This window comes from Chroogloeocystis siderophila 5.2 s.c.1, assembly GCF_001904655.1.
In the GTDB taxonomy this organism is placed as follows: Bacteria; Cyanobacteriota; Cyanobacteriia; order Cyanobacteriales; family Chroococcidiopsidaceae; genus Chroogloeocystis; species Chroogloeocystis siderophila.
On sequence record NZ_MRCC01000012.1, the window covers coordinates 134,907 to 151,168 of the forward strand.

At 43.0% G+C, this 16,262-nt stretch carries 12 protein-coding genes and 1 CRISPR repeat array (1 of these 13 only partly in view); of the genes, 11 read left to right on the top strand and 1 reads right to left on the bottom strand.

The features are described 5' to 3' along the window. Window positions 1–108: 108 nt before the first annotated feature. Window positions 109–1,884, top strand: a complete 1,776-nt coding sequence (locus NIES1031_RS15475) for an ATP-binding protein (RefSeq protein WP_073550421.1) — start codon at window positions 109–111, stop codon at window positions 1,882–1,884. 52 nt (window positions 1,885–1,936) lie between these two features. On the opposite strand, the gene NIES1031_RS15480 is transcribed toward NIES1031_RS15475, so the two are convergent. After that, on the bottom strand, window positions 1,937–3,274 hold the full coding sequence (locus NIES1031_RS15480) for an MATE family efflux transporter (protein ID WP_073550465.1): 1,338 nt from the start codon (window positions 3,272–3,274) through the stop codon (window positions 1,937–1,939). Between the two features lie 111 nt (window positions 3,275–3,385). Between NIES1031_RS15480 and NIES1031_RS15485 the strand changes: the two genes are divergently transcribed. The 10 genes from NIES1031_RS15485 to cas2 all read left to right on the top strand — a co-directional run bounded on the left by NIES1031_RS15485 (window position 3,386) and on the right by cas2 (window position 14,164). Next, entirely contained in the window at window positions 3,386–4,081 is a 696-nt protein-coding gene (locus NIES1031_RS15485; protein WP_236738855.1) for a GntR family transcriptional regulator, read from the top strand. Next, complete coding sequence (locus NIES1031_RS15490; protein WP_073550423.1) at window positions 4,074–4,745, top strand: haloacid dehalogenase type II; 672 nt, start codon at window positions 4,074–4,076, stop codon at window positions 4,743–4,745. The genes NIES1031_RS15485 and NIES1031_RS15490 overlap by 8 nt, the downstream gene beginning before the upstream one ends. 304 nt (window positions 4,746–5,049) lie before the next feature. Continuing rightward, on the top strand, window positions 5,050–6,048 hold the full coding sequence (locus NIES1031_RS15495; RefSeq protein WP_073550424.1) for a helix-turn-helix transcriptional regulator: 999 nt from the start codon (window positions 5,050–5,052) through the stop codon (window positions 6,046–6,048). After that, window positions 6,045–6,701, top strand: coding sequence for a type I-MYXAN CRISPR-associated protein Cas6/Cmx6 (cas6, locus tag NIES1031_RS15500; protein WP_073550425.1), 657 nt, complete (start codon window positions 6,045–6,047; stop codon window positions 6,699–6,701). The genes NIES1031_RS15495 and cas6 overlap by 4 nt, the downstream gene beginning before the upstream one ends. Then, the gene (locus NIES1031_RS15505) at window positions 6,691–8,973 is read left to right on the top strand and encodes a CRISPR-associated helicase/endonuclease Cas3 (RefSeq protein WP_073550426.1); all 2,283 of its coding nucleotides are present in this window, start codon (window positions 6,691–6,693) and stop codon (window positions 8,971–8,973) included. Before cas6 ends, NIES1031_RS15505 begins: the two co-directional genes overlap by 11 nt. Further along, window positions 8,970–10,442 (top strand): type I-MYXAN CRISPR-associated Cas8a1/Cmx1, encoded by a 1,473-nt coding sequence (gene cas8a1 / locus NIES1031_RS15510; RefSeq protein WP_073550427.1) that lies wholly within the window; start codon window positions 8,970–8,972, stop codon window positions 10,440–10,442. Before NIES1031_RS15505 ends, cas8a1 begins: the two co-directional genes overlap by 4 nt. A gap of 77 nt (window positions 10,443–10,519) precedes the next feature. After that, the gene (cas7i, locus tag NIES1031_RS15515) at window positions 10,520–11,374 is read left to right on the top strand and encodes a type I-B CRISPR-associated protein Cas7/Cst2/DevR (protein ID WP_073550428.1); all 855 of its coding nucleotides are present in this window, start codon (window positions 10,520–10,522) and stop codon (window positions 11,372–11,374) included. Window positions 11,375–11,379: 5 nt separating this feature from the next. Further along, a complete protein-coding gene (cas5, locus tag NIES1031_RS15520) occupies window positions 11,380–12,036 on the top strand; it encodes a type I-MYXAN CRISPR-associated protein Cas5/Cmx5/DevS (RefSeq protein ID WP_073550429.1) in 657 nt (218 codons plus the stop codon). A gap of 151 nt (window positions 12,037–12,187) precedes the next feature. After that, entirely contained in the window at window positions 12,188–13,861 is a 1,674-nt protein-coding gene (locus tag NIES1031_RS15525) for a type I-MYXAN CRISPR-associated endonuclease Cas4/Cas1 (RefSeq protein WP_073550430.1), read from the top strand. Window positions 13,862–13,870: 9 nt separating this feature from the next. Beyond that, the gene (cas2, locus tag NIES1031_RS15530) at window positions 13,871–14,164 is read left to right on the top strand and encodes a CRISPR-associated endonuclease Cas2 (protein WP_073550431.1); all 294 of its coding nucleotides are present in this window, start codon (window positions 13,871–13,873) and stop codon (window positions 14,162–14,164) included. A gap of 253 nt (window positions 14,165–14,417) precedes the next feature. Beyond that, a CRISPR array of direct repeats spans window positions 14,418–16,262; the repeat unit is 36 nt; unit sequence GTGCTTAAACCTTAGATGCCACAAGGCGTTGATCAC (it continues 1,656 nt past the right edge of the window).

Sequence of the window (16,262 nt, forward strand, 5' to 3'; positions counted from 1 at the left end):
TGCCTATGCGTCAAATATCATAGTGATTGACGCTGGCTGAAATGATTTAAAAGGTTAGATTAACCCACATCTTTCCGCAAAAGTGGAATGGCTCAATAACCAAAAAAGATGAATAGTTTGACATTAGAAGTTTTGCACGGTGAGCTAGGCTATCTGGGCACATTTGCTCAGCAGACTATGGTTGAGGCGTTTATTCCTCACGGACACTGCTATCTTTGGAAGCCAGAATTAGTAGGGCTACATATCGTCTCAGACTCGCTCATTGCGCTTGCTTACTACTCAATTCCCCTGACGCTAATTTACTTTGTGCGACAGCGGAAAGATTTGCCCTTTAACTGGATCTTTCTTTTATTTGGTGCTTTTATTGTGGCATGCGGTACAACTCACTTAATGGAAATCTGGACGCTATGGCATCCTAATTACTGGTTATCAGGAACACTTAAACTCGTAACAGCAGTTGTTTCAGTTTATACTGCTGTACTGCTTGTGCCACTAGTACCACAGGCTTTAGCCTTGCCAAGTCCAGCCCAGCTTGAGGCGGCTAACTTAGAGTTACGCAATCAAATTACTGAACGCGAACGGGCGGAAGAACAGATTCGGACTTTAAATATGGAACTCGAACAACGAGTGAGCGATCGCACTGCTCAGTTAGAAGCTGCTAACAAGTTGAAAGATGAGTTACTCGTACGCGAACAAGAAGCCCGCGCTAGTGCGGAAGCAGCAAATCGCACCAAAGATGAGTTTCTGTCGATGCTTTCGCATGAATTGCGTACCCCACTCAATGCCATGTTAGGATGGTCGCAACTTCTTCGCAGCCAGAAGTTAAACGAAGCAACGCGATCGCGGGCGCTGGAAGCGATCGAGCGTAACGCTAGAGGTCAAGCAAATTTGATTGAAGATCTGCTGGATATTTCGCGGATCATTACTGGGAAACTGCGCTTGCACGTTCGTCCGATTGAGCTGATTCCAGTGATTGAGGCAGCAATTGATACCGTGCGTCCTGCGGCTGATGCCAAGCAAGTGCGGATTCAAAGTGTGCTCGATCCATTGGCGGGTCCAGTTTCAGGAGATTCGGATCGCTTACAGCAGGTAGTTTGGAATTTATTATCGAATGCCATTAAGTTTACGCCAAAGGGCGGGCGAGTGCAAGTGCGTCTAGAGCGGGTTAACTCGCACATTGAAATTATTGTCAGCGATACAGGACAGGGTATTACTCCTGACTTTTTACCGTATATTTTTGAGCGCTTTCGTCAGGCTGATAGTACGCATACGCGATCGCATGGTGGCTTGGGTTTGGGATTAGCAATTGTCCGTCACTTAGTAGAATTGCATGGCGGAAATGTGCAAGCACAAAGCCCAGGAGAAGGACAGGGGTCAACTTTTATCGTTCAGTTACCACTTACAGTCGTGTTAAACACTAATGAATCAGAACGCGTACATCCGACTGTGGGCGGCGAAGTTTCGTTTGATCACGCTCCAACACTCAGCGGTTTAACAATTTTAGTCGTTGATGATGAGATAGATGCCCGCGAGTTACTTTCAACAGTACTCCAGGAGTGTGGTGCTGTAGTGAGTGCAGTAGCGTCGGTTGCAGATGCGATCGCCGCGATTGAACAGTTTCAACCAGATATTTTAGTCACCGATATTGGTATGCCAGGGGAAGATGGTTATAGTCTGATTCGCCGCATTAGAGCAAGGGAAGCAAAACATGGCGGAAGAATTCCTGCTGTCGCTTTGACAGCCTACGCCAGAGTCGAAGATCGCACCCGCGCTCTAGCAGCAGGATTCCAAATGCATATTGCCAAACCTGTCAATCCTACCGAGTTAGTTGCTGTGATTGCCAACCTTGCAGGATGGACAGGAAAAGCTCTGCTAACTGAATAATTAGTAATTAATTTGGAGTATCAACTACAAGTTACGAATTAGTAATGACGAATTAATTTAGTTTATAAAAGCGCCATACGAAAACTCCGGCGGCGATCGCCACACCAATCGATTGTCCTAACCATAAACCAGTACCACCTAAACCAAAGTGAAATCCGAGCAAGTAGCCACTCGTTAAGCCAACGACCCAGAACGTGCAAAAGCTGATTAACATTGGTACGCGAGTATCTTTGAGTCCATAGAGTGCGCCGGATGCAGTTTTTTGTACGCTGTCTAAGATTTGTGCAACAGCCGCAATGATAAGCATTGGCATGACTAGCTTTAATACTGAGGCATTTTCCGCAGCGCGGACATCGATATATAGCCCAATGACTTGTTGAGGAAATACCAGCAGGGCGATCGCCATAATTGTCATAAAGACAACTCCACTCGTTATCCCCACATAACCCGCCTGACGTACAGCCGCGTAATTTTGCTGTCCACTCCACTGCCCGACGCGGATTGTTGTGGCAAAGGACATTCCCAGTGGTACCATGAAAATCACGATAATTGTCTGCAAAACAATTTGATGCGCGGCAAGTACCTCTGTTCCTAATGCTCCCATCAGATAAGTGACAACTGTAAATAGTCCGGTTTCTAAAGCAGCAGATACCCCGATTGGCGCACCAACGAATACTAATTCTCGAAAGATTGGCAATTTTAACTGATGTAAATTCTTAAACAGGCGGTAAGATTTTAGTTCTTTGTGTCGAAGTATGTAGATGACAAGCGATAAAAACATTCCCCAAAGGGACACAATACTTGCCCAAGCCAGCCCTCGCAGCCCTAGTGTTGGAAACCCCAATTTACCAAACCCTAGGACATAGTTACCTGCAATATTAAACAGCGTACCGCCAATAACAATCACCATGACTGGACGTGCGTGAGAAAGCCCAGAGACAACACTGCGTAACGTTGCAAACGCTAAAGCAGGGAATAAGCCCCAAAGCATGATGTCTATATATGTCTTGGCTAACGCTACAGTTGTTGCTTGTTGTCCAAACTGACGCATGAGCGTATCGATGTTTGCTAAGAAGAGCATCACAGGAATTGCAAGTATCAGTGAAAGCCATAACCCTTGACGCGCAACTTGTTGAACTCGTGCTTTGCAGCCTGCACCGTAAGCCTCAGCCACGAAAGGACTAACTCCGATGACAACTCCACCAGCAGTGTTTAGGAGTGCGGTGAAGGTGATTGCAGCCAATCCTCCTGCTGCTAAGGTCTCTTGCCCCAACCTACCCATAATGATAGTATCTGCAAAACCTGTTGCAGATTGGGCAACTTGGGCGCTGGCTAAGGGAATTGCCAGTCGGAGAAACTCTCTAAATTCAGTACGAATTGATGGTTGCATAGGAATATACCATGCATATTGCATGATACTGAAAACTGCCACGATTAGCTTGAATCTAAATTGTCGATTGTTGACAATTTACAATTATGACATATAAAATGTTTGTGATTCTTGCTGAATATCGATATGAAGAGGCGATCGCAACTTACAATTGTTCATCGCAGTCTTGAAGTACAAGCTGCGGATGCGATTCGTAAAGAAATTCTCAGTGGTATCCTTCCGCCAGGTTCGCGGTTGTTAGAAATTGAGTTATCTGAACGATTAAATTTAAGTCGCGGTACAATTCGCTCTGCATTACAACAGTTAACATACGAAGGTTTAGTTGAGCAATTTCCGTATCGTGGTTGTGCAGTTTCAGGACTAAGTTCGCGCGATGCTTGGGAACTCTACACACTACGCAATGCCTTAGAAGGCTTAGCTGCAAAACTGCTTGCAGAGTCAATTACGCCTACTAAGACTAAGATTTTGAATACTAAACTACAGCAATTAGTCAAGGCTGCAAAACTAGGCAAATGGCAACAATTAGCAAACACAGACTTTGCATTACATAAAACTATTATCGAACTTTCAGAACACCAACGCTTGCAGCAACAATACAAAATTGTTGAACAGCAAATTAGATTGTATATCGTATCTTGCAATGCGATTCATCCAGATTTAAATGAAATTCGATTGCAACACGAAAGTTTAGTTGATGCCATTTGTTCAGGTAATGCTGAAGTTGCAGAACAAATTGCTCAAGAACACAATGGTGATGGTCAAGCATTAATAGCACATTTAAAAGCCTTGGAACAGAAAAATGATTAATTTTAATGATTATCAAGCTTTAACTTTTGATTGCTACGGTACTTTAATCGATTGGGAAAGTGGTATTTTAGACGCAATGAAGCCTATTTTAGCGGCTCATGATGTTAAGGTTGATGACCGTGAAGTTATTAATTATTATGCTGAAGTTGAGCCAACAATTCAGCAAGTAGGTTATCTTAAATATCGAGAAGTTTTGCAAAAAGGTGTACAAAAGTTTGGCGATCGCTTTGGTTTTACACCAACGGCAACTGAAATAGAATCGCTTCCAGAATCGCTCCAAAATTGGCAACCTTTTCCTGACACAGTAGAGGCACTTCAGTTTCTTAAACAGAAGTATAAGTTAGTTATTATTTCTAACATAGATGACGATCTCTTTGCAGCGACTGCAAAGCATTTAAAAGTTGAATTTGATGAGATTATTACAGCTGAACAAGCAAAAAGCTACAAACCATCATTAAATAACTTCAAGCTGGCGTTTTCGAGAATCGGCATACCGCAAGAGCAAATATTACACGTTGCTGCAAGTCTATATCACGATATCATTCCAGCGCGATCGCTCGGATTAACAACCGTATGGGTAAATCGCAACGCCGAAACTAGCAGTAATTTACCAAATTTAGAAGTACCAGACTTGCGATCGCTTGTGTCCTTAATTGATATTTAGCGTAAACAACATACTTTACTATTACCCTGTTTCCCGTTCCCTGAAAACAGAACTTATTGCATTTTACTAAAAGTTATTATTCGCAAAGCTGTTCGAGAATGTCCAGATGACGCCGAGCAAAAGCACCGAAGATCGCTATTAAGTTTGCCTTTTCCCTTTTCCCTTTAATCTACATAGTGCCACGCAGTCTAATTGTGGGACTGTGTTATCAATACTCTACAAATTGGGAAAGCTAACAGAAGGCGGAAGCTTTTTTGCCTGGTTACTTTCATAGGATGAGATGAACTCTCAATCTTATAGAACTATGTCGCGTCATCTAGAAAGGCTGTTACAGATCGATCACCTATTGCGCTCAAGTTGCGGTCAAACTAGCATCAGCTTGGCTCAGGCTCTAGAAGTAAGCGATCGCACGATTCGAGACGATCTAGCATTTTTGCGCGATCGCTATCATGCACCCTTAGAGTATCGCAAAAAAACAGGTTGGCATTATACAAATCTGGCATGGCGACTACCGAGTATTTCTTTGAGTAAAGGAGAACTGTTTGCGCTGACATTAGGAGCAAGAATGCTAGAAGCTTATGCAGGTTCGGCGTATGAACAGGAATTGAGATCGTCAATTGAACGCTTATCCGAGCGATTACCAGAGCAAACTTGGATTGACTTACAGCAGCTAGCCGACGAACGAATTATCTTTCGTGCGGGGGCGCAAATGGTCAATCTCAATCCCCAGATTTGGCAGCAACTATTAGAAGCTTGTCGCACGTCAAAGCGAGTGTGGATTCGCTATTATGCAGCGACTCGACTTGAAGAATCCGAGCGAGTCATCGATCCTTATCTACTTCACATTTACCGCGCTACTAACCCTTATGTGATTGGTTTTTGTCACAAACGCCAAGAAATTCGCTGGTTTCGCATTGATCGGATTCAGGAATTGCGGCTACTCGATGAAACCTTTGAGCGCAAGTCTAATTTCGATCCTAAAACTTATTTGCAGAAGATTTTTCAGCATGAGGTTGGGGGAAATCCAGTCTCTGTAGCTATTTGGTTTGACGCATCAGCGGCTCCTTTTATTCGCGAACGTCGCTGGCACATTACTCAAGAAATTGAGGAACACCCCGATGGATCATTAACTTTGCATTTGACAACTTCAGGATTAAATGACCTGAAACGTTGGGTGTTGGGTTATGGCAAGGGTGCAGTAGTGAAAGCGCCAACTGAGTTGGTGGAATTGGTGAAAGCAGAGGTTGAGGGGATGAGGAGAAATTATCACTTTTTAACCACTAAAGAAGGAGTAAACTTGTGAATTTTGTGGAAGTTCAATTTTCCTTACGAGGGCAAACCTTACCTGCGGATCATGGCTACGCTCTTTACTCGGCATTGAAACATCTGTGCCAACAGAATCAAGATTGTTTGTTAGGTAACGATTTACCTTCAGAAGTTTTGCTCTGTAGCATACCAGGCATTCCAGATCACAGTGGAATCATTTATTTAAATAAAGCTTCTCGGTTTCGATTGCGATGTCCGACTCAACAAGCACAACATTGGTATCGCTTGCTGCAAAATCAAGTTTTAGATATTCGCGGACATCTCATTCGACTGATTCAGCCCCGCATAACCTTACCTCAAAGCAGCAAAGTGCTCAAAGCTAGATTGGTGACGTTTCGTTTAGAACAATGGAATAGTCAAGACGCACCGTTTTATTTTCTGGAATCTTGTCAGAAAGCCCTTACCAGAATGGAGGTCAATGCCCAAGCATTTATTGATAGCAATTTTGAGGGAGATTTAGCTTTACGGGCGCTCAAGATCAGAGAGAAAAATGTTTTGGGTTACGGCGTGATTATTGATGGATTAAACGCAACTGATTCGCTGAAAGTTCAATTTTTAGGTTTAGGAGGACGCAAACACTTTGGCTGTGGTTGGTTTTATCCCGCTCAGGAGGAAACGCATGCAGCCTAAATTAGTGCCAGATATTCTACTAGCCAAGTCTTTTAAAGCAGGTGCTTGGAGAGGTTCTTATGGACTTGTAGGACATACCGCAGATGTGGTTAATGCTGTTAGCACGTTAGTTGATACTTTGGGCGATCGCTTAATTGAACAGTTCGGACTTGAGTGCAGTTTATCTGAACTTAGGGCAACAGCTCGTCTTAGTGCTTACATCCACGACTGGGGGAAAGCCAACGAGCATTTTCAAGGAGTTGTTCGTGCCAAAATGCCGAATGCTTCTCCAAAGCGATATTTACCTGATAGTCCTCAAATGATTCGGCATGAAGTGGCTTCAGTGCTTTTAGCTTGGGAGTTTCGAGAATGGTTAGAACAAGGTGAAGGAGATTTTTTAACGGCATTAGCAGCCGCTGGAGGACATCACCTCAAACTAGGAGGTAGAGGCGGAAAATGCACTGATGAATTCGGAGAAATCCGTCGAAGTGGCGACGATCGCCTTCATTTATACGTTCTCGATGTTATTGATGGAAAAATTCAATATAATCCTCATTTCCGTCAATTGCTGAAATATGGAATCACAGCTTTGGAGTTGCCTGCAACAATTAAACTTGCTCGGAAACCTTCGACTACGTGGTCAGTAAGCCAGATTAAAGAAAAACAATTTGAGATTCAAGATTTCTTAACAGATAAATGGCAAGCAGATCCAGCGTGGGTGGCTGTCATCAAAGCTCTTTTAATTGCTGGTGATGCAGCAGGTTCTGCGATTCCTAACACGAGGTTGTCGATTCACAAATGGATTGCTGAACAAATCCAATGCACCCTCGATGGAAATAAACTCCAACGAGTTATCGATGCGCGACTTGATGGTAAAGAATTGCGACCTTTTCAAATTCAGTTAGCTCAAAGTTCAGCACGAGTCACTTTAGCGAGAGCCGGCTGTGGAACAGGAAAAACGTTAGGAGCATACAAATGGGGACAGTCGAAGGCAATTGGTAGAAAAATGATTTTTTGCTACCCCACTACAGGAACTAGCACCGAAGGGTTTCTTGACTATGTTCATCATCAAGTTGATTCAGTTCTGCTTCATTCTCGTGCTGATGTGGATTTAGAAATGGCGGCTACAGGCGAAGAAGAGGAAGTTGGAGAAACGCATAATGAAGCAATTCTCAAATTAGAATCCTTTAAAGCTTGGGGCAAAGAAGCTATCGTTTGTACGGTTGATACAGTCCTCGGACTGCTGCAATGCAATCGGAAATCGATTTATTGTTTTCCGGCGATCGCCCAAGCAGCTTTTGTATTCGACGAGGTTCATTGTTACGACGACCGCTTGTTTGGTGCTTTGTTGCGGTTTTTAGAAGTTGTTAAAGCTCCTATTTTACTGATGTCTGCGTCTTTCTTGCCTTGGCAAAAGGAGGCGATCGCAGCAGCAGTCAGCGAACCGATTGAAATTATCTCTGGTCCTGTAGAGTTAGAACAACAGCCTCGCTATCGTTTTCATTACGTTGAAAAAACTCTTGATTGGGAAAGAGTTGAACGAGAACTACAAACAGGAGGAAAGGTGCTATGGGTGTGTAATCAGGTTAATACCGCTATTTCGGTTTACCAAGAAGCCAAAGCTAAAGGATTCAACACTCTTCTTTATCACAGTCGCTATTGCTATCAAGATCGGTTACGACATCACCGCGATGTTGTCGATGCGTTTAAACCCGAACAAAAGAAGCCCGTATTGGCGATCGCAACTCAAGTCGCAGAAATGTCCCTCGATCTTTCAGCAACGCTGTTAATTTCTCAAATTGCCGATCCAGCAGGATTAATTCAGCGACTAGGAAGACTGAACAGGCGTTATTGCGGTCGTGCGTTGGATGCTATTTTTTATGACGATGAGAAGATTGACTATCCTTATAGTCAAAAAGAACTTGATGATGGATTGAGACTCATTCAGTCCTTTACAGGAGAAGTCTGTCAAGGAGATTTAGCAAGATGGTTGGAAAGTTCGGAGCAAAAAGGTAAATCAGATCCTCAATCAGTCTTACTAGATGGACATTGGCGGACTTATTCGACATCTCTACGAGAAGCAGGTTTTAATGTCACCGCCTTACTTGAACAAGATTTAAATAAAGTTAAATCCTTACCTGCTAAAGAAATTCCTCGTTATACCGTGCCAATTCCTGCCAAGAATACTCACAAATGGGAAAGATATAAATTTTATCCTGTAGCACCAAAAAAACAGTGGAGTTATTCAGCTGAATTAGGGGCTTATGAGCTTAAAGAGGAGAAATTAAGGTGACACTTACTTTATCTATTTTTGACCCCAATACTTTACTTCCTCATCGCGCTGGAATTGCTGGTTTAGCCCTAGCTTTATCTGTTATCAATCCTGATGATGTACCTTTTGCGTGGGAAGTTACCGAGGATGCTGTCAAACTGTCATGGGAGTGTAGCGACAAGGAAGCAGTATTAAGTTTGCTGCAACAAACCTATCGCATTCAAGATGGTTATCTAGATGTTCCAGCATTAAATCTCGATCCACAAGGTAAATACACGTTTACTGAAGGAGTTATGACAACCTTTCTTCAGCATGGAAAACAACGCAAACAATTGAAAGAATCAATTACTTTAACTTTTTTGATTGATGAAGGTCAACCGGAAATTTCTCAGACTTTTCGACCCGTTGAAGATTGTTACTACACCGGAGATTTTAAAGAAGCGTTTAGTAGTAAAGGTGCATTTAAATCTAAAATTCCGCTCAAAGGTCATCATTTACCAGGCTTAGTGGAATGTTTTGCTCATGGTGCTTATCAAGAATCTCCCCAAGGTTTTTTATCTTTGGTTTTTCTCCCACTGGCTTGTAGTTATTATCATTTGCCAGGATATCGTTCAGCCGTTGTTATTCCAGAAGTGAAAAATCTTCAACAATGGGTCAGACGGCGACAAAATTCGGTTGGTAGAACCTACAAAAATTTCCGCTCTAGTAGTTCAGGAGAATCTGCTTTACGGTTTTTACTACAAGAAAACTTGATTCAAGATAACCGACAATTCCGAGTAAATTATTGTGAAGTTTATCAATTAGGTAAACAGCAATGGGATGGCAGTCAAAGTTACCTTAAACAAGCTGTTTATCGAGTTAAGGTGAGTGATGAAATTTTAGCATTGTACGATTCAGCTTTTCAATTTTTTAAACCACAAGTTCGTCAAAACGAAAAAGGAGAGACATGGCTAGCCATTTCAAAAATTTTACCTTGGCTCTGCGACAATCTAATTGCTGATAAGCCTTGGTATTCTGATTTTCATACATTTTATAAACAGAACGAACTTTATGAGCGAAAAGGATTAGTGAAAATGACTCAATATCTCGATACCTTGGAACAAACTTTTTTTGATGCTATGCAAGGAGCTTTCAGTTGTTATTTACGAGAGCAACATATACAAGCTCAAAAACAAGGTCGTCCACTCGACTACAAACAAGTTACTGATAAAGTCATTAATCGCTTACAGCGCCCAAGCACTCAACAAGATTTTGCTAAAACAACTGTTGATTTTTTAAGTCGTCATCGCAGCAAAGCTACTAGAGGTGTTGGTGCTGAAATTTATCAATGGTTACATAAAGATAACCAATGGAAACAAGCGCGAGATTTAGCTTTACTTGCTATTGCCAGTTATACAGGTAAAGGAAAAGATGGTCAACCTGAAATTCCCGCAGAAGTGCTTGAAGATGACTCTCAAGTTGATACCGAATTTGAACTATTAGTGTCTTGAAAACTCCCCGCAACGGACTGGCTCGGAAACCTCCGCACGAGGGTTTTCGCTTTTGTAATTTTTAAGGAGATAAAATCATGACTCAACACATATTTGTTACTGTAGTTACACCTACTGCTGTTGCTGCTAATAATCGCGGAGAAGGAGATGGCAGTACTCTTTCTACATTGCAAAAAATTACGAAGGGTAACGACCAATATACAACAGTTAGTGCTGATGCTATTCGCTGGGCTTATCGAGAATATTTACAAAGTATCAAACCAACAGAAGTGAATCGAACTTTTGATCCGGAAGCTGATAAATACAACATTAAAGATGAACGATATAAGGCTGAAGATTACATTGATGACGATATTTTCGGCTACATGGATGCTAAGAAAGGCGCAGATAATAAAGATGCCACAACTAAAAGACGGGGAATATTAGAGGTAAGTCGGGCTATCAGCCTTGATCCTTATTGGGGTGATATTATCTTTGGTTCTAAAGGAGGCGAAAAAGGCAAAACTTCAATTCATAATACAGAAGCTCATTGTACTTCCTATCAATATACTCTGGCTTTGACGCCCAGTAGTTTAAAAAAACCAGACCGCGCTAAATTAATTCTTGATGCTATTCCTATGATTAAACACGTCGGTGGAAATCATGCTCGGTTCTTGTATGAATTTCGCCCTGAATCAATTGTTATTCGAGTTACTCAAGATTCAAGTCCTTGGATTATGAATTGCTTTGAACGAGTTGGTGAATCAGTTGGATGTCCTCGTTTGGTTCGTTTAGTAGATGTTAAAGATATTCCTGCTAGCGAACTTATTGTCGCAGGAGAAATTGCCGATACTCCTTATGGCAAACAATTAGAGGAATTAGGTGTTAGTGTTTGTCGCGGAATTAAAGAGGCGATCGCTATGGCTCAAGGTCTTTTAAAAGCAGAGGTATAAATTTGATGAGTGATATCCTCTATCTAGAATGTCCTTGTAGTAGCTTTCCTCGCAGTTTTGCTCGCGATTACAAAGAAACGTATCTTTATCCCCCACCTTCGACTATTTATGGTTTTCTCCTGTCGTTAGTTGGCGAAGAAGACTTAACAGCCCATTTAGGAGTAAAGTTAGCGATCGGTATTGTGGGAGTACCCCTTATTTCTCGCATCCTCCGAAAACAACGACATCATAAGTTTAGTAAAACCCATATGGGTACTTACCCTCCTAGTCAGTTTTCTAAACCCAATTTTCAAGAACTCCTCACCGATATTAAGGTTGTCATCAAAATTGATTCAACTAAAGAATCGGCTAGTGTCAAACTTGATGAACGAGTCGCAATTGCGCTAGCAACTCCCGAACAAATTACTCGTTTTGGTGGGTTAAGTTTAGGGGAATCTTGGGCATTAATTAATGGCATTAGAAATTACCGCCCAGAAGACGGTGAAATTCAATGGCTAGTTAAGGATAATCGGGGGTTAATTGGCTTACCAATTTGGATTGATCGCCAAACTACGCAGGGAACATTTCAACGCTTTAGTCTCAGTGTTAACCAATTCGATGAGAATTGCTGGACTGAGATTCAAGTGCCTATAAAGACAAAAGCAACGAAGTTTCAGTCTTAATACTTAATACTTGCAATTAAGTAAACGAGCGGCCAAGAAAGTTACCGTACCATGAAAATTAAATAAATTTCGGCTCAACGCGGAAGCTTTTTTGCCTGGTTGACTGGCTAGATTGATGGCTGTGTAACATCTATAAAACATTTATATTACGATGCAGTCTATTGATCTAGCTCAAGACACCTTAACAGAAGCTTTCCCAAATACTCTGCGCGTATGCGCCCTTCATGCTTTCGCCTACTGTCCTCGCCTGTTCTACTTAGAAGAAGTTGAGGAACTCTACACTCAAGATGCGGCTGTCTTTGCTGGACGGCAGTTACATGAGAAAATAGAGCAGCAGGAAGACGAAGAATGGCTCGACCTTTATCTTGAAGATGAAATCTTGGGGTTAAGAGGGCGAGTAGATGCCTTGCGTACTCGGGATGGGCAAACGATTCCCTACGAACACAAACGGGGGCGTTGCTATCGGGATGATAATAAACCTCAAGCATGGGACAGCGATAAGCTGCAAATTTTAGCTTATTGTTGTCTGCTAGAGGCAGCATTGGGTATTGTGGTTTCGGAAGGAAGAATTCGCTATCATGCCGACAATGTGCTGATTCGCGTTCCTTTAGACGAGCAAGGACGTCAATGGGTTAAAGATTCGATTCAACAAGCAAAACAGTTGAGGAAGTCTGCCTATCGTCCTCCTGTAACGAGTAATGAGCATCTGTGTACCCGCTGTTCGCTATCTTCGGTTTGTCTACCAGAAGAAGCACGGTTAGCACATAACAAAGAATGGCATCCTCTGCGTTTATTTCCTCAAGATGACGAACGCGAAGTGCTTCATATTCTCGAACCAGGAACTAGAGTAGGACGCACAGGAGAACAACTCAAAATTAGCCGCCGCGACCAAGCTGATGAAAAAGTTTCGGTTGGGCAGGTTAGTCAAGTCGTTCTTCATAGTTTCGCTCAAATTTCCACCCAAGCTGTCCATTTTCTTGCTTACAAGGACGTTGGAATTCACTTTGTTTCTGGAGGAGGATGTTATATCGGCAGTGTGGATACTCGTGTGGGGAGTATTCAACGGCGCATTCGTCAGTATCAGGCATTGAGTCAATCGGACTTTTGTCTGGAATTGGCACGAAAACTCGTGAATTGTCGAGGCGAAGGACAGCGGAAGTTCTTGATGCGTGGCAAACAGAAGAGCAAGTCAGACAAGGTGGAACTAGAACAGGCGATCGCACAAATGAAAGCAGTTCTTAAACAAGTTCCGCAAGTTCAATCGCTTGAATCTTTGTTGGGTATTGAGGGTAATTTAGCTGCACTTTATTTTGGGGTATTATCGCAGCTGTTGGCTCCAGATACCCCCGACTTACTGAAATTCTCTGGTCGGAATCGTCGCCCTCCCAAGGATCGGTTTAATGCTTTATTGAGCTTCGGTTACTCTTTGCTGATCAAAGATGTGATGAATGCCATTCTCACAGTCGGTTTAGAGCCAGCTTTGGGATTTTATCACCAACCCCGCACCCAAGCCCCGCCATTGGCATTGGATCTGATGGAAATTTTCAGGGTTCCTTTGGTCGATCTCATTGTCGTCACTTCTATTAATCGCAATCAATGGGATGTTGATGCTGATTTTGAAGTTAGAGGTCAACAAGTTTGGCTTAGCGATCGCGGACGACGAAAATTCATCAGTATCTACGAGCAACGCAAGTCAGAGTCTTGGAAACATCCTGTGACTGGTTATTCATTAACCTACCGCCGTTTATTAGAACTAGAAGTCCGATTGCTCGAAAAAGAGTGGTCAGGCGAAGGCGGTTTATTTGGGCAGTTGATTGTGCGGTGAGGGAATATCATGGCAGAACTGAAGAATTGGTATTTGGTCTGTTACGATATTCGCTGCCCTAAGCGATGGCGTAAAGCTTACAAGCTACTGGAGGGTTACGGAGAGCGTGTGCAATACTCGATTTTTCGTTGTTGGTTAAGTCAGCGGATGCGGGAAAAGCTGCGATGGGAATTGGAGAGAGTTCTAACCAAAGAAGACGATTTAATCTTGATTCGTCTTTCTCAGCAGTGTGTGAAAGATTTGCCAAAGTACAATCGTCCTAATACTTGGTTGTTAGACGAAAAGGGTTTTCGGGTAATGTAAAAATGCAAGTACCTCTGAATGTGGCAGCCAAATAAAGGATGAAAATAGCTCTGTGCGTTATTTTATCTAGCTTAGAAGTAATCAAAACACGTGCTGAGGTGCTTGCAAAACTCCCAAACCTTTACTTGGCAAGGCTCTTGGAGCCAAGGAAAATATGTTTTTATCGTTCAATCGGTAATTTCTGGTCATCTGTAAGGAGGTGCTTGTATAATGTAGTAGGAATGCTTACTAGTTAATGGATACAGTGTTCGGGGTGCTTAAACCTTAGATGCCACAAGGCGTTGATCACCAGCGCAGGGGATTCGTAAGGTTGGTGCTTTACCCGGTGCTTAAACCTTAGATGCCACAAGGCGTTGATCACAGTCGCTTCGATGCACACTGGACGATTGACCAAACAGTGCTTAAACCTTAGATGCCACAAGGCGTTGATCACATGAGGCTGCTTTCTTTAACATGATTCCCAATGGGGCGTGCTTAAACCTTAGATGCCACAAGGCGTTGATCACCACTTAGTAGTAACTCGATTAGACTCTCTCTCACGCGTGCTTAAACCTTAGATGCCACAAGGCGTTGATCACATATTTCCCCAGAGGGGGATGTTAAGTTTGAGGAGTGTGCTTAAACCTTAGATGCCACAAGGCGTTGATCACCATCCCACGATGGAGTAGTAGGCAGAGTAGATAGAGTGCTTAAACCTTAGATGCCACAAGGCGTTGATCACGACTTTATTGCAGTATCGTACGACTATCCTGAAGAGTGCTTAAACCTTAGATGCCACAAGGCGTTGATCACCTTACTGCTTCTCTGGGTGTTAGCTCGGTACCTAGAGTGCTTAAACCTTAGATGCCACAAGGCGTTGATCACGAGAACCCACTCGTCAAAAGTCAGGTCATCTTGTTTGTGCTTAAACCTTAGATGCCACAAGGCGTTGATCACACTTTGTTGTTACTATTCCTAAAAGCTACTCTATGTGCTTAAACCTTAGATGCCACAAGGCGTTGATCACGGGTAACGTCAACCGCTTTATTGACGAACTAGACGAGTGCTTAAACCTTAGATGCCACAAGGCGTTGATCACCTTCTATACAAGGGGTGACATCCTTAGGAGTAGGCGGTGCTTAAACCTTAGATGCCACAAGGCGTTGATCACAATACTGAGACAATGGAATTCTGGCATCACCTAGCTGTGCTTAAACCTTAGATGCCACAAGGCGTTGATCACACCTCAAACCCTTACAGGGAGCCAACTTTACCAACGTGCTTAAACCTTAGATGCCACAAGGCGTTGATCACAAACTGGTGGACTGTCTGCCTTTGAGGTAGACAAGTGCTTAAACCTTAGATGCCACAAGGCGTTGATCACTCAAGGTTGGATTGTACTCTGGAACCGTTGATATCGTGCTTAAACCTTAGATGCCACAAGGCGTTGATCACTCATATCCCAAGTAATTAGAGTATGTCCTGCGCCTGATGTGCTTAAACCTTAGATGCCACAAGGCGTTGATCACAGCCTTGATGCTCTTAACTTGCACGGCTAAGGCATAGTGCTTAAACCTTAGATGCCACAAGGCGTTGATCACAGCTTCCCAAACTTGACTGCCCGCCGCAAAAACCGTTGTGCTTAAACCTTAGATGCCACAAGGCGTTGATCACGCTCCCGTGTACAATCCAACCTTGACATTTTTGCTGAGGGTGCTTAAACCTTAGATGCCACAAGGCGTTGATCACTCTATTGAAGATGTTGAAGACCTTTATGCTGAAGAGTGCTTAAACCTTAGATGCCACAAGGCGTTGATCACGAGTCACCCAGCGCTGCAGCTAGCCACAACTCCTCTTGGGTGCTTAAACCTTAGATGCCACAAGGCGTTGATCACCTTGCCCTTAAGGACTGCTTTGGGATTGCCCTTGATGGTGCTTAAACCTTAGATGCCACAAGGCGTTGATCACAGATATATTCTACCATGGTTCAATCTGCAAGCCTCGTGCTTAAACCTTAGATGCCACAAGGCGTTGATCACGTCCAGCCCTGGTTGCCTCTCTAACAAGTAGAGCAGTGCTTAAACCTTAGATGCCACAAGGCGTTGATCACAACTAGGAA

Coding starts and splice junctions, on each gene's coding strand:
- NIES1031_RS15495 (WP_073550424.1), top strand. CDS start 5,050: ATGTCGCGTCATCTAGAAAGGCTGTTACAGATCGATCACCTATTGCGC.
- cas2 (WP_073550431.1), top strand. CDS start 13,871: ATGGCAGAACTGAAGAATTGGTATTTGGTCTGTTACGATATTCGCTGC.
- NIES1031_RS15525 (WP_073550430.1), top strand. CDS start 12,188: ATGCAGTCTATTGATCTAGCTCAAGACACCTTAACAGAAGCTTTCCCA.
- NIES1031_RS15490 (WP_073550423.1), top strand. CDS start 4,074: ATGATTAATTTTAATGATTATCAAGCTTTAACTTTTGATTGCTACGGT.
- NIES1031_RS15505 (WP_073550426.1), top strand. CDS start 6,691: ATGCAGCCTAAATTAGTGCCAGATATTCTACTAGCCAAGTCTTTTAAA.
- cas7i (WP_073550428.1), top strand. CDS start 10,520: ATGACTCAACACATATTTGTTACTGTAGTTACACCTACTGCTGTTGCT.
- cas5 (WP_073550429.1), top strand. CDS start 11,380: ATGAGTGATATCCTCTATCTAGAATGTCCTTGTAGTAGCTTTCCTCGC.
- NIES1031_RS15475 (WP_073550421.1), top strand. CDS start 109: ATGAATAGTTTGACATTAGAAGTTTTGCACGGTGAGCTAGGCTATCTG.
- NIES1031_RS15480 (WP_073550465.1), bottom strand. CDS start 3,274: ATGCAACCATCAATTCGTACTGAATTTAGAGAGTTTCTCCGACTGGCA.